This is a genomic window from Aequorivita sp. IT1282 (assembly GCF_058068205.1).
The window spans coordinates 383695-407960 of record NZ_JBYRHR010000004.1 but is presented as its reverse complement, the minus strand read 5'-3'; the positions used below and the strand labels follow the sequence as shown (position 1 = coordinate 407960).

General features: G+C 34.7%; 22 protein-coding genes and 1 other RNA gene. 12 read left to right on the top strand and 11 right to left on the bottom strand.

Annotated elements, in window-relative coordinates:
• The first annotated feature begins 45 nt into the window (after positions 1 to 45).
• Positions 46 to 1437, top strand: coding sequence for a T9SS type A sorting domain-containing protein (locus AC3RVG_RS11160; RefSeq protein ID WP_489691539.1), 1392 nt, complete (start codon positions 46 to 48; stop codon positions 1435 to 1437).
• An 82-nt stretch (positions 1438 to 1519) separates the two neighbouring features.
• A complete protein-coding gene (kdsA, locus tag AC3RVG_RS11155; protein ID WP_489691538.1) occupies positions 1520 to 2338 on the top strand; it encodes a 3-deoxy-8-phosphooctulonate synthase in 819 nt (272 codons plus the stop codon).
• Here kdsA and AC3RVG_RS11150 read toward each other — a convergent pair.
• Positions 2329 to 2688: a DUF1801 domain-containing protein gene (locus AC3RVG_RS11150; protein ID WP_489691537.1), complete on the bottom strand. Its 360-nt coding sequence runs from the start codon at positions 2686 to 2688 to the stop codon at positions 2329 to 2331. The genes kdsA and AC3RVG_RS11150 overlap by 10 nt on opposite strands.
• Before the next feature lie 536 nt (positions 2689 to 3224).
• On the opposite strand from AC3RVG_RS11150, the gene AC3RVG_RS11145 reads away from it, so the two are divergent.
• The 7 genes from AC3RVG_RS11145 to AC3RVG_RS11115 all read left to right on the top strand — a co-directional run bounded on the left by AC3RVG_RS11145 (position 3225) and on the right by AC3RVG_RS11115 (position 10678).
• The gene (locus tag AC3RVG_RS11145) at positions 3225 to 3833 is read left to right on the top strand and encodes a hypothetical protein (RefSeq protein WP_489691536.1); all 609 of its coding nucleotides are present in this window, start codon (positions 3225 to 3227) and stop codon (positions 3831 to 3833) included.
• Positions 3834 to 4133 (top strand): winged helix-turn-helix domain-containing protein, encoded by a 300-nt coding sequence (locus AC3RVG_RS11140; protein ID WP_489691535.1) that lies wholly within the window; start codon positions 3834 to 3836, stop codon positions 4131 to 4133.
• A 94-nt stretch (positions 4134 to 4227) separates the two neighbouring features.
• Positions 4228 to 5577, top strand: coding sequence for a cell envelope integrity protein CreD (creD, locus tag AC3RVG_RS11135; RefSeq protein ID WP_489691534.1), 1350 nt, complete (start codon positions 4228 to 4230; stop codon positions 5575 to 5577).
• Positions 5578 to 5644: 67 nt separating this feature from the next.
• The gene (locus AC3RVG_RS11130; protein WP_489691533.1) at positions 5645 to 6037 is read left to right on the top strand and encodes a ribosomal maturation YjgA family protein; all 393 of its coding nucleotides are present in this window, start codon (positions 5645 to 5647) and stop codon (positions 6035 to 6037) included.
• Complete coding sequence (locus AC3RVG_RS11125; protein WP_489691532.1) at positions 6009 to 6668, top strand: DUF1361 domain-containing protein; 660 nt, start codon at positions 6009 to 6011, stop codon at positions 6666 to 6668. Before AC3RVG_RS11130 ends, AC3RVG_RS11125 begins: the two co-directional genes overlap by 29 nt.
• Positions 6669 to 6735: 67 nt before the next feature.
• Positions 6736 to 8709 carry a DUF3858 domain-containing protein gene (locus AC3RVG_RS11120; RefSeq protein ID WP_489691531.1) on the top strand — a complete coding sequence of 658 codons (1974 nt, stop codon included), beginning with the start codon at positions 6736 to 6738 and terminating at the stop codon, positions 8707 to 8709.
• Between the two features lies 1 nt (position 8710).
• Complete coding sequence (locus AC3RVG_RS11115; RefSeq protein WP_489691530.1) at positions 8711 to 10678, top strand: DUF3858 domain-containing protein; 1968 nt, start codon at positions 8711 to 8713, stop codon at positions 10676 to 10678.
• Between the two features lie 167 nt (positions 10679 to 10845).
• Here the strand turns inward: AC3RVG_RS11115 and AC3RVG_RS11110 are convergent, their stop codons facing one another.
• Both AC3RVG_RS11110 and AC3RVG_RS11105 read right to left on the bottom strand, forming a co-directional pair.
• Positions 10846 to 11658, bottom strand: coding sequence for an SDR family NAD(P)-dependent oxidoreductase (locus tag AC3RVG_RS11110; protein WP_489691529.1), 813 nt, complete (start codon positions 11656 to 11658; stop codon positions 10846 to 10848).
• 29 nt (positions 11659 to 11687) lie between these two features.
• Complete coding sequence (locus tag AC3RVG_RS11105) at positions 11688 to 12896, bottom strand: NAD(P)-dependent oxidoreductase (protein WP_489691604.1); 1209 nt, start codon at positions 12894 to 12896, stop codon at positions 11688 to 11690.
• Positions 12897 to 13030: 134 nt separating this feature from the next.
• On the opposite strand from AC3RVG_RS11105, the gene ssrA reads away from it, so the two are divergent.
• Positions 13031 to 13429, top strand: a transfer-messenger RNA (tmRNA) gene (gene ssrA / locus AC3RVG_RS11100).
• 278 nt (positions 13430 to 13707) lie between these two features.
• The gene (locus tag AC3RVG_RS11095) at positions 13708 to 13884 is read left to right on the top strand and encodes a GIY-YIG nuclease family protein (RefSeq protein ID WP_489691528.1); all 177 of its coding nucleotides are present in this window, start codon (positions 13708 to 13710) and stop codon (positions 13882 to 13884) included.
• 274 nt (positions 13885 to 14158) lie between these two features.
• Here the strand turns inward: AC3RVG_RS11095 and AC3RVG_RS11090 are convergent, their stop codons facing one another.
• A complete protein-coding gene (locus AC3RVG_RS11090; protein ID WP_489691527.1) occupies positions 14159 to 14632 on the bottom strand; it encodes a hypothetical protein in 474 nt (157 codons plus the stop codon).
• A gap of 270 nt (positions 14633 to 14902) precedes the next feature.
• On the opposite strand from AC3RVG_RS11090, the gene AC3RVG_RS11085 reads away from it, so the two are divergent.
• Positions 14903 to 15184 carry a DUF2188 domain-containing protein gene (locus AC3RVG_RS11085; protein WP_489691603.1) on the top strand — a complete coding sequence of 94 codons (282 nt, stop codon included), beginning with the start codon at positions 14903 to 14905 and terminating at the stop codon, positions 15182 to 15184.
• A gap of 69 nt (positions 15185 to 15253) precedes the next feature.
• On the opposite strand, the gene AC3RVG_RS11080 is transcribed toward AC3RVG_RS11085, so the two are convergent.
• The 7 genes from AC3RVG_RS11080 to AC3RVG_RS11050 form a co-directional block, all read right to left on the bottom strand.
• Positions 15254 to 15793 (bottom strand): hypothetical protein, encoded by a 540-nt coding sequence (locus AC3RVG_RS11080; RefSeq protein ID WP_489691526.1) that lies wholly within the window; start codon positions 15791 to 15793, stop codon positions 15254 to 15256.
• A gap of 1 nt (position 15794) precedes the next feature.
• Positions 15795 to 16553 (bottom strand): HNH endonuclease, encoded by a 759-nt coding sequence (locus AC3RVG_RS11075; RefSeq protein ID WP_489691525.1) that lies wholly within the window; start codon positions 16551 to 16553, stop codon positions 15795 to 15797.
• A 30-nt stretch (positions 16554 to 16583) separates the two neighbouring features.
• On the bottom strand, positions 16584 to 17159 hold the full coding sequence (locus AC3RVG_RS11070; protein ID WP_489691524.1) for a hypothetical protein: 576 nt from the start codon (positions 17157 to 17159) through the stop codon (positions 16584 to 16586).
• Positions 17159 to 18085: a restriction endonuclease gene (locus tag AC3RVG_RS11065; RefSeq protein WP_489691523.1), complete on the bottom strand. Its 927-nt coding sequence runs from the start codon at positions 18083 to 18085 to the stop codon at positions 17159 to 17161. The genes AC3RVG_RS11070 and AC3RVG_RS11065 overlap by 1 nt, the downstream gene beginning before the upstream one ends.
• A 10-nt stretch (positions 18086 to 18095) precedes the next feature.
• Complete coding sequence (locus AC3RVG_RS11060) at positions 18096 to 19097, bottom strand: HNH endonuclease (protein ID WP_489691522.1); 1002 nt, start codon at positions 19095 to 19097, stop codon at positions 18096 to 18098.
• Entirely contained in the window at positions 19084 to 21237 is a 2154-nt protein-coding gene (locus tag AC3RVG_RS11055; RefSeq protein ID WP_489691521.1) for an AAA family ATPase, read from the bottom strand. Before AC3RVG_RS11055 ends, AC3RVG_RS11060 begins: the two co-directional genes overlap by 14 nt.
• A 131-nt stretch (positions 21238 to 21368) precedes the next feature.
• Positions 21369 to 24239, bottom strand: a complete 2871-nt coding sequence (locus AC3RVG_RS11050; protein WP_489691520.1) for a type I restriction endonuclease subunit R — start codon at positions 24237 to 24239, stop codon at positions 21369 to 21371.
• Positions 24240 to 24266 lie beyond the last annotated feature (27 nt).

Here is a 24266-nt window from a genome sequence, read left to right as displayed (position 1 = left end):
AATTTTATCAAATAAAAACGATATATTTATTCTAAATCTATTAATATGAAAATATTTCTACTTTTCACACTTTCAATCTTTTGGACTATTTCTGGGTTTGCGCAGCGGTTTGGCCAACAACAGATTATTTCTACAGTTACTGAAAAACCATATTTATCCATTCCCTTTGATATTGACAATGATGGGTTTGTTGATATTTTAACCGCTTCGGGTGAAACATACGAACTTAGTTGGTATAGAAATCTTGATGGTGCTGGAAACTTCGGAAGCGAAAATGTGATTGAAGGAACAAGTGCCTCATATCTTTCCGTAGACTTTGTGGATTTAGATAGTGACGGAGATAAAGATATTCTTTACTTAAGAAATAATCCTCGGCAGGTGGTGTGGGTTGAAAACCTTGATGGAGCGGGTAATTTTGGAGCAGTACAAATATTAATGGAAGAAGATTTTATAGGTACTGTAAATTCAATCGATATGGACAATGATGGCGATTTAGATTTATTGGCGACGCTAACAGATACTTTTACAGGATGGGTAGTTTGGTATGAAAATATAGATGGACAAGGCACCTTTGGCCCAGAAAATTTATTGATAGACAACCCAAATGAATTTGCGAAAATTGCATTGGAAGATATAGATAACGATGGGCTTTTAGATATTCTTGCCACAGAATTTATCTATAGTCAAGGAAAAATTTTTTGGTATAAAAATATGGGTAATGCAAGCCTTGGCCCAATGCAAATTATTCACCAATTTAATTGGGTACAGTCTGGCGGAACTAATATTGTTGAATTTCAATATGCCGATATAAATACTGACGGTAAAAAAGATGTAATAATTACCTGGATAGATGACAACTCAAGTTATGGGACGGACTGGCTCGAAAATTTGGATGATTCGGGAAGTTTTGGCCCTCTACAATTTCTGATGAATGATATAGGCTTGTATGAATTTTACGATTTTGATAACGATGGCGATAATGATATGCTTCTTTGGAACAGTAACGTAAACTTCGTTGCTTGGAAAAAAAACGAGGACGGATTAGGCACCTTTAGCGCTCGACAATCCGTTAACACAGAGGTGGATTTTCCAAAGGATGCCGCAGCGGCAGATTTTAACGGCGATGGCTGGCTAGATATTACCACCGCTTCCATTGGCGACAACAAGTTAGCTTGGTATACAAATAGTACCTTGGGCATTTCAGAAAACGAAGTTTCCAACTACCAGGTTTATCCAAATCCAACAAATGGTGTGCTTTATATAAAAGCAAAACAACCTATTTCAAAAGTTTCAGTATTTAATATTTTGGGGCAATTGGTTGAAATAACTTCAGAGAACAACCAAATCGACATTTCCAAAGCAGAATCGGGAGTTTACTTTTTAAGGATTGAAGGTGAAAATGGAAATTCACAAACAATTAAAATTTTAAAAGATTAATTCTTCTTAAACACTCTATTGGTTTTTCAAAGTTGAGTGAATGATGCTTTTAACTACCTTTGTATTAAAATAAGCTTTTACGATGCAACTAAACCTAATCCCAAAAATAAAACACACAACCTCCAATAACTTTTTTCTCCTCGCTGGCCCCTGCGCTATTGAAAGCGAAGAAATGGCAATGCAGATTGCTGAAAAGATCTTGAAAATTACCGATAAGCTCGAAATCCCCTTTATTTTCAAGGGAAGTTTTAAAAAAGCAAACCGAAGCCGGATTGATAGCTTTACAGGAATTGGCGATGAAAAAGCCTTAAAAATATTACGAAAGGTTTCTGAAACTTTTGATGTTCCCACTGTAACAGATATTCACGAAGTAAGCGATGCCGCAATGGCTGCAGAATATGTAGATGTTTTGCAAATCCCAGCGTTTTTAGTGCGTCAAACAGATTTAGTGGTTGCCGCTGCGAATACCGGAAAAGTGGTGAATTTGAAAAAAGGGCAATTCATGAGTCCGGAAAGTATGAAACACGCTGTTACAAAAGTAACGGACTGCAATAACCAACAAGTGGTAATTACCGATCGTGGAACTATGTTTGGCTACCAAGATATGATTGTAGATTTCCGTGGAATTCCAACAATGAAACAATACGCTCCTGTAGTTTTAGATGTAACCCACAGTTTACAACAACCCAATCAAAGTGCAGGTGTTACTGGAGGAAGACCCGAAATGATTTCTACAATTGCGAGAGCTGGAATTGCAACTGGCGTAGATGGAATTTTTATTGAAACCCATTTCGACCCCGCAAATGCAAAAAGCGATGGCGCCAATATGCTGAATTTAAACCTGCTTGAAAAACTATTGACAGATCTTGTAGCAATTCGCAAAACGATTAATCATTTATAGTACTTTCTATCGCGTAAAGAATAAGCTTCCGAAAGAACATCATTTAAGACTTGTTGATCTATTCCTTCCAATGTTTTATAACGAAGGGATTTCATGTGTTTTCGTCCTTCAGAAACCAAAACTTCTGTATGCTGCGTTAAATGGGTGCCATGCCAAAAAACCAAATCAACATATTTTTTTGAAAAATTGAGATAACAAAACGGATTGTTCTCAATATAAAAGAAAGGCATTTTCCATTTGTACAAAAGTTCTGTTTCAGGAATAATATTTTCTATCGTTGCCTGCAAATGCAATAATATAGCGCGGAAGGGTTCTGGTTTTTCTAAAATATATACAGCAGCTGGTTTCACAAAGTGAAGTTACAAAAAAAATAAAGCGCCCTGCCATTCGTAAATGGCAGGGCGCTTTGGCTAAAAAAAGTCTATAAATATAAAATAGGCTAAATAATTGATAGGAAAAATAAACTTTTCAGTTAAGGGCAATATTCATTATTTCAATACTTTATAATACCATTATTTTATAAGCATATAAATATCGCTCATAAACAAACACTAGGCAATAGGAAATTTCCTGTTTTTCCTACAGGGTTTTCCCTCTTTTCAAAATTTACAATATCTTTAAAAGATAAAAGCTGCTTCTAAAAAGAAACAGCTTTTTACCATTATTTTAAATTAACTCCCCAATTAATTTAATAATGTAAAGATGCGAAGAAGTCCCGCATTAGTCAAGAGGAAAATGCCTGAATTTAAAAGGGGTTTTCCCCTTTTTATTTTGTAGGATAATTCTTTCTTTTCAATATTTCTAAAATCGTGCGTAACAATATTTTCTAAATTAATTTGGCTATGAAACATTTTTGCATTTACTTTGTTTTTCAAAGTACTTTATTATGAGTGAGCAAGATTATTTAAAAGATATCAGTGAGATTAAAAATTTAATGAACCGATCGTCACGGTTTATTTCACTGAGCGGACTCTCTGGAATTTTTGCAGGTCTCTACGCAATTGTTGGCGCTGCAATTGCTTATGTATACCTTTTCCCGGCTCCGGGCGAATATATTGCCATTAATAGTTTAGATTTTAAACTTCTTGTGGCACTTCTAGCATTGGTGGCAATACTAAGCATAGTAACGGCTTTCCTCTTAACCACCCGAAAAGCCAATAAAAACAACGAGAAAATTTGGGACGCAACAACACGCCGACTCCTATTGAACTTTCTAATTCCATCGGCAACCGGTGGGATTTATATTCTAATAAAAATCAATAGCGAACACTACGGGCTCACCGCTGCGCTGATGCTTATTTTTTACGGACTCGCGTTAGTAAATGCTTCAAAATACACCATTGGAAATGTAAAATATCTGGGGTATGCCCAAATAATTATCGGACTTTTCTGTGCCGCTCTTCCGGGTTATGGCTTTTGGTTTTGGTTATTGGGCTTTGGATTGTTCCACATTATTTACGGAAGCATTATGTATCTTAAAGAAAGAAAAAACTAAGTGGGCATAATAGACAACATAAATAAACTTTTTGACCATCGTATCCGGCTGGGTATTATGAGCATACTTGTGGTTAACGAGGATGCAGATTTTAACCGCCTTAAAGAGTTGCTGGATGTTACCGATGGTAACCTTGCCAGCCATATTAAAGCACTTGAGCAAGCCGAATATATTTTGGTTGAAAAAAGTTTTGTAGGCAGAAAACCAAATACTAGTTACAGTACCACCAAACTTGGCAAAGCAGAATTCAAAAAACATATTGAAGCACTTGAAAAACTAATTCAGCGCCCTAAACCCTGATGGGAGACTGATAAAGCAATAAATATTTTTTTACCTATTTGCTTTGAAATACAAAGTACTTTCAAATTAACTATTCACTCTACAAACAAAAATTATGGAACAGAAAAAAAGTAAATTCAACAATTGGATGCGAAACTCCATCACCGCAAGAATGTTGGTGGTTGGGTTTTTATTATTGGTATTATTAATACCGCTTGAATTTGTAAAATCTCTTATCTACGAAAGAGCCAGCAGGCAGGAAGCCGTTGTTCGCGAGATTAACGAGAAGTGGGGAAACGAGGTGCTTCTCTCCGGTCCCATCGTAAAAGTTCCCTATAAAATAATTTCCGAAGAAAAAATCTTTAACGAAAAAAGCAGTTCTTATTTCACAAAAACGAAGGAAACAATAGAATATGCCTACTTTTTACCAGACAAATTAGACATCAACTCTCAAGTTGAAACAAAACCGCTTAATAGAAGTATTTACGAATCTGTGGTTTTTACTGCTGCAATTGACGTAAAAGGGAAATTTCCAAAAGTAGATTTTTCAGACACAGACATTCTTGAGGAAAATATACTGTGGGAAAAAGCTACAGTACTTTTGAAAACTTCAAATTTAAAGGGAATAAAGACCACTCCAGTTGTGAATATAGCTTCAGAAACCCTAACGATGACCCCGCAATATTCAAAAGAACGACTTAATACTATTCAAAGTAATTACATTCCAAACGCAAAAGCCATATTTGCTGAATCGCAACCTTTTTCCTTCAACTTAAAAATTAATGGAAGCGAAAGTCTGAAGTTTTTGCCCATCGGAAAAGAAACCGACGCCACTATGAAATCTAACTGGCACTCCCCTAGTTTTGACGGCAACTTTTTACCCGAAGACACTAATAAGGAAATTAGTAAAGACGGTTTTACGGCCTCTTGGCGCGTATTGCAAATAAACCGACAGTTTGAGCAATCGTTTTTTGGACACCTCCCCAATCTTTCATCCTCTGCTTTTGGAACCAAACTCATAATTCCCGTTGACGAATACCAAAAAAGTGAACGTACCGCAAAATATGGTTTTTTGGTAATTGGTTTAACCCTGCTGGTGTTTTTGTTGATACAAATAGTTAGCAAAATATACATCCATCCGTTTCAGTATGTAATGATAGGTTTGGCCTTAGTAATGTTTTATACACTGCTTATTTCTATTTCGGAACACAGCAATTTCTTTAAGGCGTATTCTATTGCGGCTTTTGCGGTGCTCGCATTGATTACTGTTTACTCCCGCGCCATTATAAAAGGGTTTAAATTTCCCCTACTTATTTGCGGATCTTTGGTCTCGTTGTACGGTTTTATATATGTAATTATTCAGTTAGAAAATTATGCTCTGCTAGTGGGAAGTGTCGGACTTTTCTTAATCTTAGCAATAATTATGTTCGCTTCTCGAAAAATTGATTGGAGCAATGAAAGCTAATATTTAAAAACTATAACTAAACCTCACGGGCTTTTGAGACTGTGAGGTTATAATCAACATTTACAAAATGAGCATTTTTAGAAACAACTATTTATACAGTACGCTTCTACTACTCTTTATAGAAATCGGCATTGCAATTTTTCACTTCAATCCATTTATAAGAGGTTTTTTAGGAGATGTTTTGGTGATACTACTTCTGTATTCGTTTCTGAAAATTTTCATCAAAAACAATGTTCTCAAAATTGCAATTGCCGTTTTGGCATTTGCTTATTTCGTAGAACTATTACAGCTTTTTAAGCTTGCTGAAAAACTAAATATCAAATCTGAAATAATGCTAACAATTTTGGGTTCGGTATTTGACCCTTGGGATCTTCTAGCGTATTTAATTGGCTTTCTACTTATTCTATTAATCGAAAAAACTTTTACTAAAAATGAAGACAATAAAAACATTTCTCTTTGATCGTTTTAATATGCTGTTTCCGCTTATTTCGCTAACAGTTTTGTGTGTTTTTCTGCTTGCCATTCGCTCAAAAAGCACACATTCTTTTTTCTATTTTTTTCTAGCGTGGAATTTATTTCTGGCAATGATTCCGCTTTTTATTTCTATGTATGTAAAAACTCGTGCACCGTTAAAAAAATACAAGCTCTATTCGCTGCTTTTACTGTGGCTGCTTTTTCTTCCGAATGCACCCTATTTAATAACAGACTTTATCCACTTGCGTTTAAGCCCTACAGAATGGATTGGTTTTGACGCGTTAATGATTGCCATATTTTCAATTACAGGCATTTCGTTTTACCTGTTTTCGGTGAACGATATTAAAGAAGTGCTTTCTAGACATTTCAGCAGAAAAACAATTTCAGTTTTTACAGCTATCCTTCCTTTTCTAGTTGGTTTCGGAATCTATTTAGGCCGCGTTTTACGGTGGAATTCGTGGGACATTCTTCATAAACCAGACCATCTTTTTATGGATGTTTTTGAAATATTTACGAACCCACTCATACATATTGAAGCGTGGTTGTTTACAATTTCCATCGGACTATTTCTGAAGTTGGCATATTGGGTCTTTGGAAAATTTCTTTATAGAGATTAAAAATATGATTTCACGATTCCGATAATTATTTTAATTTGCGAAAGAAACACAATTTATAATTTTAAAAATGCGAATAAAAAAGTGCATATTCCTACTTTTTATTGTTAACATTTTTTGCCTTCACGCACAAACTCCGCGTTTTGAAAGTTTTGGCCAACCCACCAAACAAGATTTGGCATTAAAAATATACAAGCCTGAACCCGATGCCTCTGGGGTGATTTTGTATGAATCTGGCAATTATTATGTTAAGTCCGTTGGTTTCGGGATTTATCTTGTGAAGGAATTCTATAGGAAAATAAAGGTGCTAGATGCAAAAAAGTTTGATTTTACCGATGTAGAGATCGCTTTTTTTGATGGAAGGAAATGGAACAATGAGGAAGTTGTAGAATATGAAGCCATAACCCATAATGGTTCAAAACAAAGCAAAGTACCAGAAAGCGGATTCTTCAAAACACAGGAAACAAGTTCCATAAAGACACTAAAATTCACCTTTCCAGATGTACAAGATGGAAGTATTTTAGAATATAGGTATACCATTGTAACACCGTATTTTTATTATTTGAATGGATGGGAATTTCAACATGAACTACCCACAATCTATAGCTTATTTCAAACCGTACTGCCCGTAAATTTCAAATATAACCGTATCCTGTACGGGCCTCAAGAATTGGCTATAAAAAACAAGTCATTAAAACAGAATGGGTTTTCGTTACCAAATTATAATGGCAAGGTTGATTCTGAGGTGCATCTATACGCCATGGAAAATACCCCCTCCTTTATCGAGGAAGATTACATGCTTGCCAAAAAAAATTACGTATCGAGACTTGTTTATGAACCATTGTCTTTCAAAAGTTTTAGTGTTGATTGGAAAGAACAAGTGTTTACTCGAAATTGGAAAGATGTAGATGAACGCTTTAAGAATGATGAAGATTTTGGAGACCAATTAACTCAGAAAAATTATTTTAAAAGAAAACTCCCAAATGAAATCCTAAATATTCCGGATAAAATGCTGCGTGCAAAAGCTGTTTATAAATTTATACAAGAAAGATATACTTGGAATGGCAGATATTTTAATTATGAAATTAAAGTAAAAGACGCTTTTGATGAAAAACTGGGAAGTGTAGCGGCCATTAACCTTTCACTAATAAATGCACTTGAGGCAGCAGGATTATACGCCAAACCTATGATCCTATCAACTCGTGAAAATGGTTCGCCAACAGAATTATACCCAGTTCTTTCAAACTTCAATTATGTTTTGGCGGTATTAATGATTAACAACGAAAGAGTTTTACTTGACGCCACCAACAAACAAACACCATTTGCAGTACTTCCTTTTCATGCGCTAAATATTCAAGGCCGCGTGATGGATTTCAAAAACGGGAGTTATTGGATGCCTATTGAACCTTTTAAACAAAACATACATTACGCAAACGCTCAAATAACCGCCGATGCAAATGGAGATTTTATTGGGAAAGTGAGTCAAGCTAGCTATGGCTACATCGGTTTAAAGAAACGAAGCATTATTGAAGACGGTACACTTCAAGAGTATATTATAACCCAAGAAAATGATAAAGCAGGAATAGAAATTGAAGAATACCAAGTGGAAGACCTCAACGCAATTGAAAAACCGCTGAAAGAAAACTACAACATTTCTATAGAACCCGAAACGGTGGGCGACAAAGTGCTCCTCTATCCTTTTTTCAACAAAACCTATATTTCTGAAAACCCATTCAAAATGAAAGAGCGCAACTACCCGATAGATTTCGGTTTTCCGTTCACAAATACCTATTTACTATCCATAGATTTGGGCGATGTTTATAAAGTTGAACAACTACCCGAAAGCCGCAGCATAAAATTACCCGGGGACGATGGCGAGTGTTTGGTAACTTATGTATCTGAAGGCAGCAAAATCAACATCCGCTTTAATATGAAACTGAATGCCTATCGTTTTCCGTCTGATGCCTACCAATCTTTAAAGGAATATTTCGGGACAATGATAACCATGTTGAAAGAAGAAGCAATCATTCTAAAAAAAATATAAAATGAATTTAAAATCGTTACTAATTATTTTCTTTTCCCTTTTATTTTCAATTAATTATTCGCAAACCAAGGCTGCTCATATTTTTGGGGAACCCATGGCAGAAGAGTACGCTATGACTAGCTATTCCTTAGATCCAGAGGCAAATGGTGTGATACTTTATGAAAGAGGAAACTATTCTGTCGATGTATCAGATGGCTACATAAGGCTCATTAAAGAAGTGCATAGAAAAATAAAGGTATTCGATGCTAAAAAATTTGAATTCGACCATGTTCAAATTCTTTACTACCGCGAAAACAATGTTCGTGAAAACATTAAGAATCTAAAAGCAATTACGCACAACGGTAAATCAAAAATCTATGTAAGCGATAATGCAATTTTTGACACCGATGAAAGTGATCATTGGTCGCTTAAAAAGTTCACATTTCCGAACGTGCAAGATGGTAGTATTCTTGAATATACGTATCGTGTTGAAACTCCCTATTTACGCAACTTTGGTGAATGGACTTTTATGAATTCGATACCGACCATATATTCTGAATTACATACAGAAATTCCTGGAAATTACACGTATAATAGAACGCTTTACGGCGAAAGAAAGCTGGATGTAAATCACGCAGATATAATTAGAGATTGCTTTCACCTTCCCGGCTTTAAAGTCCCTGGCGACTGCGAATCGGCTACGTATGCAATGAAGGACATTCCAGCTTATAAAGAGGAGAAATACATGCTTTCAGGCAATAATTACATTCCTTCCTTAAAATTTGAGCTTAGAGATATTGTTCACTTAAATGAAAGCAAAGATGCATACTCCAAAACTTGGAAGGATGTAGATCGCGAATTTAGATATGATAAAGATTTAGGGCGCCAATTAAAATATAACAACTTTTTTGAAGAACAGCTTCCTACTAATATTCAGAATATTTCCGATAAACTTGAACGCGCGAAGGCAGTTTATTACTTTATTCAGAGTACTATGGCTTGGAATAAAGAAACACGAATTTTAAGTGATATTCGTGTAAAAGATGCTTTCGAAAAAAAATCTGGGAATAATTCTGAAATAAATTTAGGGCTTATAAATGCTTTGGAAGCGGTTGGTTTAGAACCAAAAATAATGATTTTAGCAACCCGTGACAGGGCACAGCCCACAAAGCAATATCCTGTGCTTACAGATTTTAATTACGCAGTGGTTTTTCTGAACATCAACAATACAAAATACATACTAGATGCCACAGATAAATATATGCCGTTCGGTGTGCTACCTTTTCGACTTTTAAATATTGAAGGACGTGTATTAGATTTTAAAGAAGGAAGTTATTGGGAACCCATTACCCCTATCGAAAAAAATATGCATTATGTAAATATGCAGTTGTCTGCCAATGAAAAAGGCATATTCTCTGGAAAGGTTAATGAAGTTTCTACGGGTTATATTTCAGTACCAAAGCGAAGTGAAAACTACAATGTGATAAAAGAACATATTGTAAAAAGAAAGCAGAGCAACAATGAAGCTTTGAATATCACTATGCTTCAGATTGAAAACGAAACAGATTTGGAACAACCTTATAAAGAAAGTTATGAGCTTACGCTACACGAGCAACCAGTAGGCGATAAACTGTTTGTATTTCCCTTCTTATTTCAAACCTATTTTACTGAGAATCCTTTCACCAAAGAAACTCGTGAATATCCAATTGACTTTGGGTATCCTGTCATTAACAACTACCTTGTTTCATTAGATTTGAAAGACCAGTATGAGATTGTAAAAGCTCCTGAAAACAAAATATTAAAACTTCCAAATAATGATGGGGAACTTTCAGTTGTTTACGATGTTTCTGGCACTAAAGTAAACGTTAGGCTAAGTGTAAAGCTCAACAACACAAGTTTTTCAACCGAAGCATATCCCGCTTTGCGTCAATTTTTTGAAACATTAGTAAAAATTCAGTCGGAAGAACCTATTGAGCTTAAGAGAATATAATTTTAGTCGCGGAAAAATTTAGTGTTAATCGGAAGTGTTTACATACTCTTGTAAATAGCTAAATATTTCCGTCAGTTTTCCTTCTGAGTTAGTCATTTGCGCACGGTCTGAAATTCCGCTTTTATCTCCATTAAAGAATGCGTTTTATTAAAAACTAAACATTCATTCTATACCTTTCTATTCTTTTCCTGAATACGCCTTATAACCGCGGTAGCAGTACGTCTGGAAACAAAACGCGGAAGTTTTGAGAGTAATTTATTAAGTGTGCCGGGCACGGCAACAACCTTCCCTTTTTGCATGGCTTTATAACCGTATTCGGCAACGACCGTTGGGCAAGCCATATTGAAATTGATTTTGTTTTCAGAATCTGAAGTGCCCACCCCATTTGATACCACCTCCTGAAAACAGGTTTTTGTTTGCCCTGGACACAGGCAGGTAACAGTAACCCCAGTGCCTTTAAGTTCATTCGCAATGGCTTCGGAAAAAGAAAGAATATAGGCTTTGGAAGCATAATATACCGACATTAACGGCCCGGGCTGAAATCCCGCAAGTGAGGAAATATTCAAAATTTTACCCTTCCCTCGATCCACCATTCCTTTTAAAACGAGTTTTGTTAAATGTGTGGTGGTCATAACGTGAAGGTTCAGCATTTCGGCTTCACGAACCCAATCAGTATCGTTAAAGCTGCCAAAAACGCCAAAGCCAGCATTGTTAATCAGTACATCTATTGATGCGCCCTCCAGAACCTCAAATATTTCATTGGCCGCGTTGCTTCTACTTAAATCATAGGAATACAGATAGATTTCACAATAATGGGCATTTAAAATCGCCTGTTTTGAGTGCTGTAATTTTTCAGTATCAACATCTACCAAAATTAGGTTGTAACCATCTATCGCCAAAAGTAGCGCAAGTTCAAAACCAAGGCCTGAGGCGGCTCCTGTAATTAATGCGGTTAATTTTTTGGGCTCTTTAAATATCAAATATTGGTAATGTTCGCATTAGTTAATAGCTATTCGCCAGTATCTACATAATCCTGTAAGTATGAAAATCGAGGGGTAAGATTTCCATCTGAAGTTGTCATTTGTGCACGTTCTAAAATTCCACTTTTATCTCCATTAAAGAATGCGGGAATAACGTGGTCCAAAAACATCTCTCCAAAACCTATACTGGCGTCTTTCGGCAATTCGCAAGGCAAATTATCTACCGCCATTACTGCAATAGCGCCGGGAGCATCAAAAGCAGTTTCGCTTTCAGTTTTTGGATCGTATCCGTAAAAAGGATTGGCAATGGTAGAGGCTCGCAAAGTACAGGCAATAGGTCCATCTACGTCGCAAGAAACATCTGCAACTAAGTTTATTTTGAAATCAGGCTGTTTTGCATCTTCTCGTGTAAATAGATAAGGCGCTCCGTTGCCGTAAAAGTGACCTGTAATAAACATATCGCTCACTTTGGCATATTTCATAAAATCGCTTTCGTAAACCGAAGGATCCTTATAAAATTCACGCTTGCTAAAAGCACCGCCGTCTTTACGTTTGTTGTATTCAGAAACGTCTATTAGGCAATAAACGGGCTCGTTAAATTCTTTTGAAAGATATTTAGCATCGGTAACTTCTTTAATCTTTAAATGATCTAAAATCTCCTTTGCGCCTCTTGTTACCTTTCCTGTTCCAGATAAGATAATTTTAATGTTGGGAATGGTTATTTTATCTAATTCAGCTTTTGCAGCTGTCAAGTCGGGAAGGATTTCAACTTTTGGTAGTTCGAATAATTTATCGCGCAATCCCAAACATCTAAAACCATTATATGCACCTACTAAACCTGCGTAATAACCAAAACCAATTAAACGGCGATTCGCTTTATTCACGATCGTTTCGTGGTCAAACATTTCAATCTTATTATTGAGCATAGCCTCCAACAAGTTTCGATTGTACGGCTGCTTTTTAAGAGTATGACTAAAATAGAAGTATTTCTTATTGGGAATTAATGCTTCAATCGGCACTTCCTTTACACCAAACATTACATCTGCATCTGTAATATCCTCCACCACTTTAAAACCTGCCTTTCTATATGCTTCATCGGGAAAAATACGGATATCTGAACTTTCCACAATTATAGTGGCCTCAGGATGTACTTTTATGACTTCTTGGCATTTTTCTGGAGATAAAACTACGCGACGATCTGGCGGGCTTTTGCGTTCTTTGATAATTGCAAAGGTTATTGGCATATGGTATTTTTATTGAATAGATTTAAAGCGAAGGTAAAGATAGGGTTTTTCATGTATCTTTGCGCTTCTTTAAACGTGAGACGTGAGACAGCTTTCTGCCACTGAACACTGATTACTAAAGAAAAAAAGGGGCCGACTGGTTTTGACAGCGGGTCTAATTGTATTGTAAGCATGTCGAGCGCTGGGATATAGCTCGTAAATATCATATTTCACACTTTTTAAACGGCGAGAACAACTACGCCCTAGCTGCATAATCCGAATTACAGTAGGATGTGCCTCGGCCCACAAGGTGGGCAAGCAGGAAGTCACTCAACGGCCTTGGTTTGCGGCGGTTGATTTAGTGGCTTCGTAAAAGTAAACCTAGCGATGCTAGTGCTTTGATGGCATCGTGAAGCTCAAGTAAAGATAAGGAGTGCGTTGGTAGTTTTCGACCGGCAATCTCACGAAAATCTAAATGAAAACTAAACATGTAGAAGGCAGTATAATTGCTTGTTTGGACGAGGGTTCGAATCCCTCCGGCTCCACCTTCGCCCTCCGAAGCTTTGCGTATTTCAGCAAAGCGAAGGAGGGCTTTTTAAATTTAGGAAACTTATCATTAATGCCGTTTGAGGGCTTGCACCTCCGCTAAAGCTTTGGCGCACGCAGTCGGTGGATGCGGATCCACTTAATTTTGAAATGAATAGATTTTGGCATTGCGCACTACTAAGCTTTGTTAAAGGGGTGATTTTTCAATGTTAATTCTTATAAGAATTAAAAATTGTTTTCTAATTTTATACAACTCCCCATAATTATAAAATTTTAAATTATGGAACTTCCCTTCGCTGTATATATTCTTAAATGCGCTAATGGTAAGTATTACACAGGATACACAACCAATATTAGCAATAGGCTTGCTGCACAAAAAAAGGTGAGGTTTCTTTTACTAAAGATAAACTTCCTGTACAACTTGAACATCTCTCACTCTTCGCAAACAAGCAAATAGCGTATGATCTTGAACGGTATTTAAAGTCAGGTTCAGGGATTGCTTTTCGAAACAAACGACTAATCTAAAATATAGAAAGGCTTTTCGCATTACGTTAGCGTAAGCGCATTTGCAGGATTGGTGCATAAGGCAACACATCTTTTTATATAATCTTCCCGCTCTACAATAAAAAACCACAATGCGCATACTATTAGCGAATTGTGGTTTTTTATTACTTAATCTGTACGATTTTTACAATATATAGATTGCAAATTTGATTATAACATAGGTAAGATTACTCTTCTCTCTTCCCTGCATTATCGCGTGCCCATTGTTGGTATTCCTTAAATTGTGCGTCGTTTAGCACGTCTTTTAAAATTCTATCTTGGTATTCTGTGCGCTCAAAGTTGTTCATTGTTTTTGAGCGGTTGTTTGTTTTCCAAGCGGCAACTTCGGTTCTCCACTCTTTTTCGAAACGACTTATTTGATCGTCGCTCAGCTTTAAGTCGGTATACATTTTTTGCATTTTGGTATTATATGCAACCTCAGCATTTTCAATCTCTGATTTGGACATTGTGGGCGCCACAGTTCTGCTTCCCGTGACAACACGTTGAGGTGCCGTAGTACTGGAACTTTTAGTAGTTACTTCTGTATTAACTCTACCCCTATTTGAGGTTTCAGATTCTGTTGTTGTAGTTGTTTGCGTTGGTCCGCAAGCGGTAAGCAAGGCTAATAATCCCGCTGCAGATACTATTTTAAGCTTTTTCATAGTGTTCAGTTTGTTTGTTGTAACTACGAATTTACACCGGAGCAGCGCTAAAGTAATAGCCTTTAAGAAAAGTTTCTAATATGGTTAATAGGATGAATTGTACACACGGGAGTTCTGGAAAGCGAGATTGTATTAGGAATACATAATGCTTTTAAACCATTAGTTTGAGTGTCTATTTAGTATTTCTTTAATGGCTTAGGCTTGTTAATGCGCATCCAGATATCGCTATCTATTAAAAACAGTATCTTCGGAACAAGTAATTTACGATTTATGGCAAATGGCAAATCTTGGTTAAAAGCATTTCTGGAAATAATTAAAGTTATTTTTGAAAGTTCGCGAAGCAACGCTACACCCAGAACCTGGCACCAACACGTGGTACCTTATGAGGGGGATTGGGCAGTAAGGCGTGAGGGTAATAAACGCATTACTTCCAAACACCGTAAACAAAGTACAGCCATTACTAAAGCGAAACGAATAGCCAAAAAACACAAAGCCGATGTTATAATTCATAGGGAGGATGGAACTATTAGAGATCGGATTGGTTTTGATTGATATCTTAGAGGTATTTTGTATAAACTTGCCTAAGGGAATGGGACTAAATTTGATTCTATGTGTTGGGTATTAATCAAACTCCTTTTGAATATATTGCTCAAAATTGAAGCCACTTGCTCCACTAGCAATATCTCTTAAATAATAAACTCCTGCCTCTGATGAAATTTTTATTTCAACAAGTCCATTATCATCTCGTATGCGGAAAACTTTACTTACATCAGTTACAACTCCTTTGGGGATTTTTATCCAAATAAAGCCTTCCTCTTTTGCTAGTAATAAATGAAGTTCTTCTGTAAATTTTATTTGCGGAATATCAAACCACCAAATGGGTTTAGCCTTATTTAAATTTGAAAAACGGGTATTTGCTTTTGATAACGCATTTCGTTTAAGTACAGCATTTACAATTTTGATTGCTATCTTTTTTGATATTATGTTCCCTTTTAAAACATAATAAGTAGATTCAAAAGATTGGTAATCTATTTCCTTTTCTTCTTCTTCTTCAGCAATTTCATTATCATTCGACTTAAAGTTTTGCGCCCTATTTTGGGTGTATAGAAAATAGATTACAATTAGGAGAATTACTATTATAACAGAGAGGATAATTATCATTTTATTTTCCTTTACTATTATTCCTTTTTGCTTTTTCGATAATATCCTTTAGCTCGTCAATCTCCAACATAGATGAGCCACGATGTAACATTCGATGACAATTAGAACATACTGGTCTGACATCTTCTAATTTAGATTTTCTAGGACCATCTGCAATAGGTATTAAATGATGTATTTCAATAAACCCTACTCCATATTGACCATAAATTTGACCAAAATCAAATTGACATACGGAACACTTTGCACCATAATGCTTCTTTGCTTGAGAAATTAATTTTCTATCTCGTTTTGAAACCTCGCGTACTATTTGCGCTTTAAATCCCTCGTCGAAAATGTCTTGCGATGATTCTATAAAAGTTAGTGGTAATAATTTCTTTGGTACTGTAGTAGCAGGAACAAGTAATTCAAAATTTTGATTCTTGTTTTGATCTCTTTCGAACTTTCCAATTATATCGAAACTTTCAATTTTGTTACCCCAATCGTAAAACTTTGAAATGATATCTTTCTTAAAGTCACTTGCCGGTAGACTTAAAACATTAATAAAACCCCGTGAAATAAACCATTTTTTAGCTGCTCCACCTCCACCATTAAAATATTCATTATCAAATCCTGCGCTTTTGGCAAATGCCCAATGTTTAAGATCTGGTGTTGGCACGTAATTTTTCGCTGATGACAATTCTTTTTTCCACTCCTCTCCATTTCTTTTAAATTGAGAACTTCTATATTTAATAGTCTTGTATACGTTTTGCAGATTATTCATAATTGATAATTATTTTTATAGACTTATGATTTAAAGCAATCCACTTCTCTTACCAAATAATGGTTTATAAGCATCCCATAAATCCTGTTCAGCAAGTTCTAGCATTTTTACAATCTGAATATCGTTTTCTTGTATAAGCACTGTAAATACTCTGATTTCAATAGTACAATTCAATTCCTTAGGTAGCCATTCTTTTAAATGCATAGAATAAACTGTTTGCGACCCTATACCTAGATGATTTCTCATACGAGTAGCTAGATACTTAGATTGGCTACTACCTACATAAAGGATTCCACTTTTAACATTGTTATTTTTGCTATATGCTTTCCCGCCTTTTTTTGAGCTTTTTGCTTTTACAAAAGCTGTATTTATAACATCATAATCATCGCATCCTTTTAACCCCACTGTATAAATGACTTCTTTATCAAAAACGCTGAAATAATCCTTAACTTTTATTTTTAAATTCGAAGTATCTGAAGAGAACAACTCCTTGATACAGACTTCGAAACTACTTTTAGGTTCTTTTATTTCTACTTTCTCTAATACTTTGGAAATAGCCGCAAGTTCAGATTGAATGCCATTTTTTATTTGATTCCAGTCTTCCATTAATTCTCATCTGTCATAGCATCCCAAAAATCTGTGTCGAGCTTTTTAAGCTCTACGGTTTGCTCTATTTGCATTCCCAAACCATAATCATACATATATTCTGCAAGTTGGTCGCCGTCAATAAGAATGATAGTTGCGGCAGTATTAAGGTTCTTTACGTAGGCAAGTGAACCCGGTGAGAAATAAGATGTTGTTATAAAAACTCCTTTGCTCACAGGAGCCCCTAAAAGGGCGCCAGCAAATTTCTGAACCTCATCCCTGCCAATGCCATTTTTTAAAGCATAGCGTTTGGCTTGTATATGAATACGACCTAAGCCAAGCACATCTTCCTTTATTATTCCATCTATTCCGCCATCATTGGTGGCGCTTGTAACTAAACCAGAATCTTTTATTTCGCCACCATACCCCATACGCTGCAAAAGACGAACTACCAATTTCTCAAAATCATAAGGTGACTTTCTTAAAATAGTATCAAGGATCTCACTTTTACGAGCTGCTTTTATTTTCTCGAATGAAATGTATAGTTTCTCTGCCGGCGTATCATTTGAGCTTTCATTTTTATCAGGGAGTGATTCTTCCTTTTTGGCTGTTGCTTTGTTTGGCTCTCTTTCGCTAACTTTTTTGTCAATGTAAATGTGGACTTTATCTGGAGTTTCTAGCATTTTTACCCCGCTTACACTAATCTGGTAATAGCCTCTATTGGGTTTATCTACTAGAGCTGCCATATGTAAATAACTGAGAGCCCAAGTAACACGGTCATAGAATATATGCCCGTTACCAGAAGGATAGATTTCAGACACTTCTTCTTCTGTTAGTTGAAAGTAAGTAGCAAGAAGCTCTACAAAATCTTTTAATTTTAGTGTTCCTTTTTCCTTAAGTAGTTTTAAAGCAGGAATGCGGATTTCATCGTGTTTTGGAATTGGCATAATAATTTTTTTAAATCAATTTGAGTTGTCTGGCAATGTCTTGTGTTAATTTTGCAAATGGTCTTTTAAATGTTTCTTCGGGTTTGCTGTAATTGCCAATAATCACTCTATCAACAATTGAAGGATCAGGAAAAATACTATTTAAACTTTTACTGAGCATATCTCTATAACTTTGTGGATTTGCATTTGCTTTTATAACCAACTCTTCAACTATATCAATTTGCTTTTCATAAATTTTTTGAATTTGAAAAAGATCAATATGATTATGCAGTAATGAAATATTGCCATCTTTGGATTGTAAACTTATTTTCAAGTGATCTAAATTTTTGTTTATCCAATATTCCAATATTGAATTATCATCAATCCAAAAATTGAAACTATCAACATCATCAGACAATGTATAAAGCTCAAAAACTGCACGGTCTTTGCCTTTGGCAAGATTACAATTTGCGCAGGTAGGATAAAGATTAAAAAAAGAAGTTGACAAAAAAGGATATTTCGATTTTGGATGGTAATGGTCCAATTGCAATTTTGCTAATATATTTTTTTTCCTTTTTCTTTTTTCTTTATCGTAATATTTTGGCTCAATTACTATCGCTGATTGGGCATTACAATAAACACAAGTTTTTATATTCGATTTTAGAAGATATTTAGGAAACTCCTTATCTCTCAAATCCTCATAACGCATGGCTTCCACAACTAATTCATGAAACTTCAATTTAGACCTAGAAACATTTTTTGATACTCTACTTTGGATTAATATAGAATCAAATTCTTTAATGAAATTTATCATTTCTTCGGGAGTAGCATTCAAAAGATCCTGGTAATTGTCAATAATTTTTTGAATGTATTTTCTATAATCAACATATTTCTGTTGATTGATTTTCCCTTTAAGTTGCTTGAGTTTAGTAAGAGGATGAATAAAGTCGGATTTTCTTGTTTCTACAAATAAGGACTTATTAAATACCGCCACCTCCTCCTTTAAGTTTTTATCAATTTTAATTTTCCGCATTATTTAATTTTTTAAGGGCTAACTCAATTTCTATTTGTTTTAATAATAGCGCTGCTTTATTATTTAAGAGGAATTTTTTATCAAAAAGGTTTTGTAGCCTTTCTTTTATAATAGGTTCGTCGACAATATCAATAACTTTCTGCGCCAAATGCTTATCCCAGTTTCTGGTAAGGACGAGTTCATCCATAGCATCTCTAGGATCATCAGTAACTATAACCTTAAGATATATTATTAATTCTTTAATTGTATCCTCTGCAAACTCTCCCATAAAACCATTTTGAAGAAAAAAGCTATCCGCAAATAAGTCGTGGACATTAGCTCCGAATGATTTTTTGTGAGTAAGCTCATTATTTAAAACCGTGGTGTTTCCAACATCATCTTTATTCAAATATATAATATTACTATTAGGTATATCTGATAAGGTAAGAGGGTCATGAGTTGAAAATATCACTTGAACATTAGGCTTACTTTTTGTGGATTTCAAATCCTTTTTAGTTATAAAATCAAATTTATATGGCTGAATTTTAGAAAAAATGACTGGAAATGTTCTAGATATTGCTTTAACAAATTTCTTTTTCCATAGTGGGTGATAGCCTAGTTCTGGTTCGTCCAATAAAAGAAGATAATTTTCAAAACATTGATGTTCTCTTCCTTTAACCTTTTCCAAATAGTTATTAATTGAGGCATAAAATTCAATTAAAGCTTTCTCACCATAAGATAATTTTTTGTTACTTCTGAATTCTAAAATTGAAATTTTGGTCGGTATATACTGAAATGCTTGAAGAACCTTTTTATACTTAAATATTAATTTATCAAAAATTTCTATTGGATGTTTCTTAATGTTATATGTTAAAGTCCCCGCATTAAAATTTAAACTCTTATTATAAATTAACGAAGATAGAAATTTGTAAAAATCTAAAATGTCAGAAAACATTAGGACATGCTTCTTCATTCTGTCTCTGACATTTACCATATCAACCCCTCCAAATTTACTCCAGGTATCTGTATTGATAATGTCTAATATTTTATCCTGATTATCTACAGATATATATCCCAAAGTGTTTGTGATTTTATCTGTTAAGGCACCATATTCACTACTTAAATAAAGATCTAAGAACTTATTCAACTTATCCTCAAATCCATGCGAATTTAAAACCTCATTAAAGTCAGTTTTACCCGCTAACCCTGTCTGGGGGAAAATTGCTCCAAGTAGTATATAACTGAGCAATGTTATTTCGACATCTTTAATAAAATTTTTTGATTCGTGTATTAATCCTGCATCGTTTTTAAATTTATATTCATCTAAGTCCCAGAGTGAGTTAAAAAGAGAGTTAAAACTTCCGCTATCAATTATGCCCTTATAATTATTTAACAAATCTAGTATATCACGCTTTGAAAATTCTTCAGATTTCTCGCTTTCCAAACGGACTATATCTCCGGTTATATGATTTTTTACAACATCGCCTTTATTTGGATTTGCAAAGTTTGCTGTGGCATAAGTTTCTTGAAAAAAGGATTGACGGTGCCCTTTAGCTGATATGTAATATTCTTCGTAGGAAGGAAAATCGTTATATGATTTTTTTAGCAATGTTATTATTGGATCATTAAGTAGGATTACATTTCTTACTAATGAATCTAAATAATAATCCTCAACGGTTCCGTTTAAATAGTTTACTAATGCAAGTGATGAAGATGTGTCTTTTAAATCATAATCAAGTACAGGAGAATAAAACTGTTTTTCTATCTCTAATTTATTATTTTCTACCCATTCAATATTTCTGGAAGAATTAATTTTTTTTTCTGTTTCATTACAACCTTTTATTGTTCCTGTTTCCGTTTCATATATATAAACTGAAGCAACATGGCCTTTATCTGCTTTATTGTTTATAGCTCGCAACAAGCTTGTTTTTCCAGCACCATTACGCCCTACAATTGCACTTATTAAGGAAATATCTTCACCCCAAAATTTATTGATAAAATTTTCATTCTCTCTTACTATGTCAATATTAATAATTTGCTGATCATCCTCTGAAAAAGAGTAAAAAAACTTACCTCCTAAATTAATAGTTTGTCCGTTATGATCATCACCAAAAATATAAGGCAAACTATTTTTGGGTAAAAATATAGCAGCTAATCTCATTATTTAATTTATTTAAAATTATCATTTTCCGCAACCATACGCAATTCCTCATCCTCAGCTTTATAGTCCTTACGATCCTTTTTAGTTTTGTTAGCACCAAGGGTTTCGACTGCGCTCACCCTGACATTAACTTATCCAGTCATCCCTTGCACAAAAACCTGAACGAACTCTTTCATTTTATCTAAAATACGCTCTCCAACTTCTCTTGCTTTTAATATACTTGGTCTGTTGTCTAAGCATTTAAAGATATCATCGCGTAAAGGTTCCCGGCCGAAGGTTGTGTAGCTTTCTATTAAAGCTCTAAATTGTGCTTTGTCTAGATTTTCTTCTTCGCATATTTTTGATAATGAGATTATTTTTTCGTCGTGCCAAAAGCGTTCGAACTCATCTTGAATATTATCCACATCACTAATATAAGGCAGATTTTCTTCAATAAATTTTTCAATAAGTTCGCGCTTACTACGCAGCTCTATATCGCCAGAAAGCATTTCTATAATTGCCTTTTTCTGTGCCTTGGCATCTGTTGTTTTAGCATCTTTTAGTTTTGCTAATAATTGTAAAATATAGGCTACATTAATCTCGTCGTGATGTATTAATTCTAGCTCAAAATCTATATCGTCAAGTATAGAGGTTTTATGTTTTGCGTTATCCTGTTTTACTTTATCATATAAATCTAAATATTTGCTTTGATAATTTTCAAAGGTTTGCTCATCTATCTCTAAAGCTGACCATTCAAAATCTGTGTAAGATTCTAACACATTTTTTGCGCGCAATAAGCTTCTAAAGGCTTTTACAAATTTTAATTCATCTTCTTCACTTTGCAGATCATCAACACTTTGGTAGGTTGGCGCAATTTTTAATAGGTTTTTTAATGCTTCATCAAATTTTTCGGCAATTGACTCATAAGGCGGTAGTATTATTTCTTCAATTGCTTCTTTGTTAGAAAACAATGTAATAGCCTCGTCTGTTGCCTTTTTAAGGTTTCTGAAGCATAAAATATTTCCTTGCGATTTCTGCTCCCCTAAAATTCTGTTTGTTCTAGAGTATGCCTGTATTAGACCGTGATATTTTAGATTTTTATCTACGTATAAAGTATTTACCTTTTTTGCATCAAAACCAGTAAGCATCATATTTACTACTAGTACAATATCCAACCTATCTTTATCTTGAAAAGTTGGTTTTTCACGTTCCTTTAAACGCTTGCTTATGTCTTTAAAATAGTTTTCAAACTGCTGACTGTCTTTTGTTGAAAAACTAGTATTATACATTGCATTATAATCAACAATATATTCGTCTAGCTTGTCGCGGGTATGACTTGTTTTGTAGCTTTTATCTGGTTCACCTGCTACATAAAAATCATTATCTGGCATAAAATCCTGTGCGTCTTCATCGTCTTCATTGGTTCCGTAAGAAAATATAGTGGCTATGCGCAAATTGTGATCGCCTGCTTCTTTTTTGCGTTTAAAGATGTCATAATATTTAATTAGGGTATCAATATTACTAACTGCGAACAAGGCTGAATAATCCTTGCTAAACGTTTTCTTACTGTGATAGGCAATTATGTAATCTGCAATTTTTTCTAAACGCTTTTCGTCTGCATACACCTCAGCAGTGTCTATATCTTCTACTTCAATGTCAATAAACGTGTTGCTTTTTTGCTTGTACCTACCGATGTATTCTATTCCAAAACGTAACACATTTTGATCTCTAATAGCATCTGTAATTACATATTTATGCAAGCACTTTCCAAACAAATCTTTGGTAGTGCGTTTTCCCAAATCATTCTTTGAAGCATTGTCCCTAAAAATAGGCGTTCCTGTAAAACCGAAAAGCTGACTGCTTTTAAAATACTCAGTAATCTTTTGATGAGTATTCCCAAACTGACTTCTGTGGCATTCATCAAAAATAAAGACAACTTTTCTATCTTGTAAATGCTTTAAGCTTTTCTCGTAATGTATTTTAGAAATGGCATTGTTCAGTTTCTGAATTGTGGTTAATACCAATTTAGAATCATCTGTTAATTGAGTAACTAGCGACTGTGTATTGTTTGTAACATCTACGCTATCCTTTTTAAAGCTATTAAACTCTAGCATGGTTTGGTAATCCAGATCTTTTCTATCTACCACAAATACTACTTTGTGTACCTCTGGCAAATCCATTATAAGCTGGCTAGCTTTAAACGATGTTAAGGTTTTACCAGAGCCTGTGGTGTGCCATATATAACCATTCTTATTACTCGTGGCAACTTGGTTTACTATGTGTTCTGTGGCGTAAAATTGATAGGGGCGCAACACCATTAATATTTTATGGGTTTGGCTATGCACTATATATTTGGCAATCATTTTACCCAAGTGGTTTGGGTTTAAAAACGCAGTTGCAAAGTCCGTTAAATCTGTGATGTTTTTATTGTTTTGGTCTGCCCAAAAGAAGGTTTGCTTTACAGATTGCAACTTATTATTGGCAAGATACTTTGTATTTGCGCCATTGCTTATTACAAACAATTGCACATACTGAAACAAACCGTTATTAGACCAAAATGAATGTCGTTGATATCTGTTAATCTGGTTAAATGCTTCCTTTATTTCTAATCCCCTACGTTTTAGCTCTATTTGCACCAAGGGCAAACCATTTACTAAAATCGTAATATCGTACCTATTTTTATAGGTGCCTTCTTGGGCTATTTGGTTGGTTACTTGAAATAGGTTTCTTGCCCAATCTTCTTTATTAAAAAAGCGAACATAAAAGCTATCGCCGTTATCTCTCGTTATGTTGAAACGATCGCGTAAGGTTTTCGCTTTTTCAAACACATTGCCTTTGGCTAAATGATTTAAAATAGTTTCAAATTCTCTAGTATTAAAAACTATTTTGTTAAATGTCTCTAACTGCGTTTTTAAATTAGATAGTAACGCATCACCATCTGAAATAACAACATTCTTATAACCCAAACTAATTAACTGTTTGATGAGCTTATTTTCTAATTGAAGTTCAGATTGTTTGGTCATAATTTAAAGGTCATTAAACAAATCGTT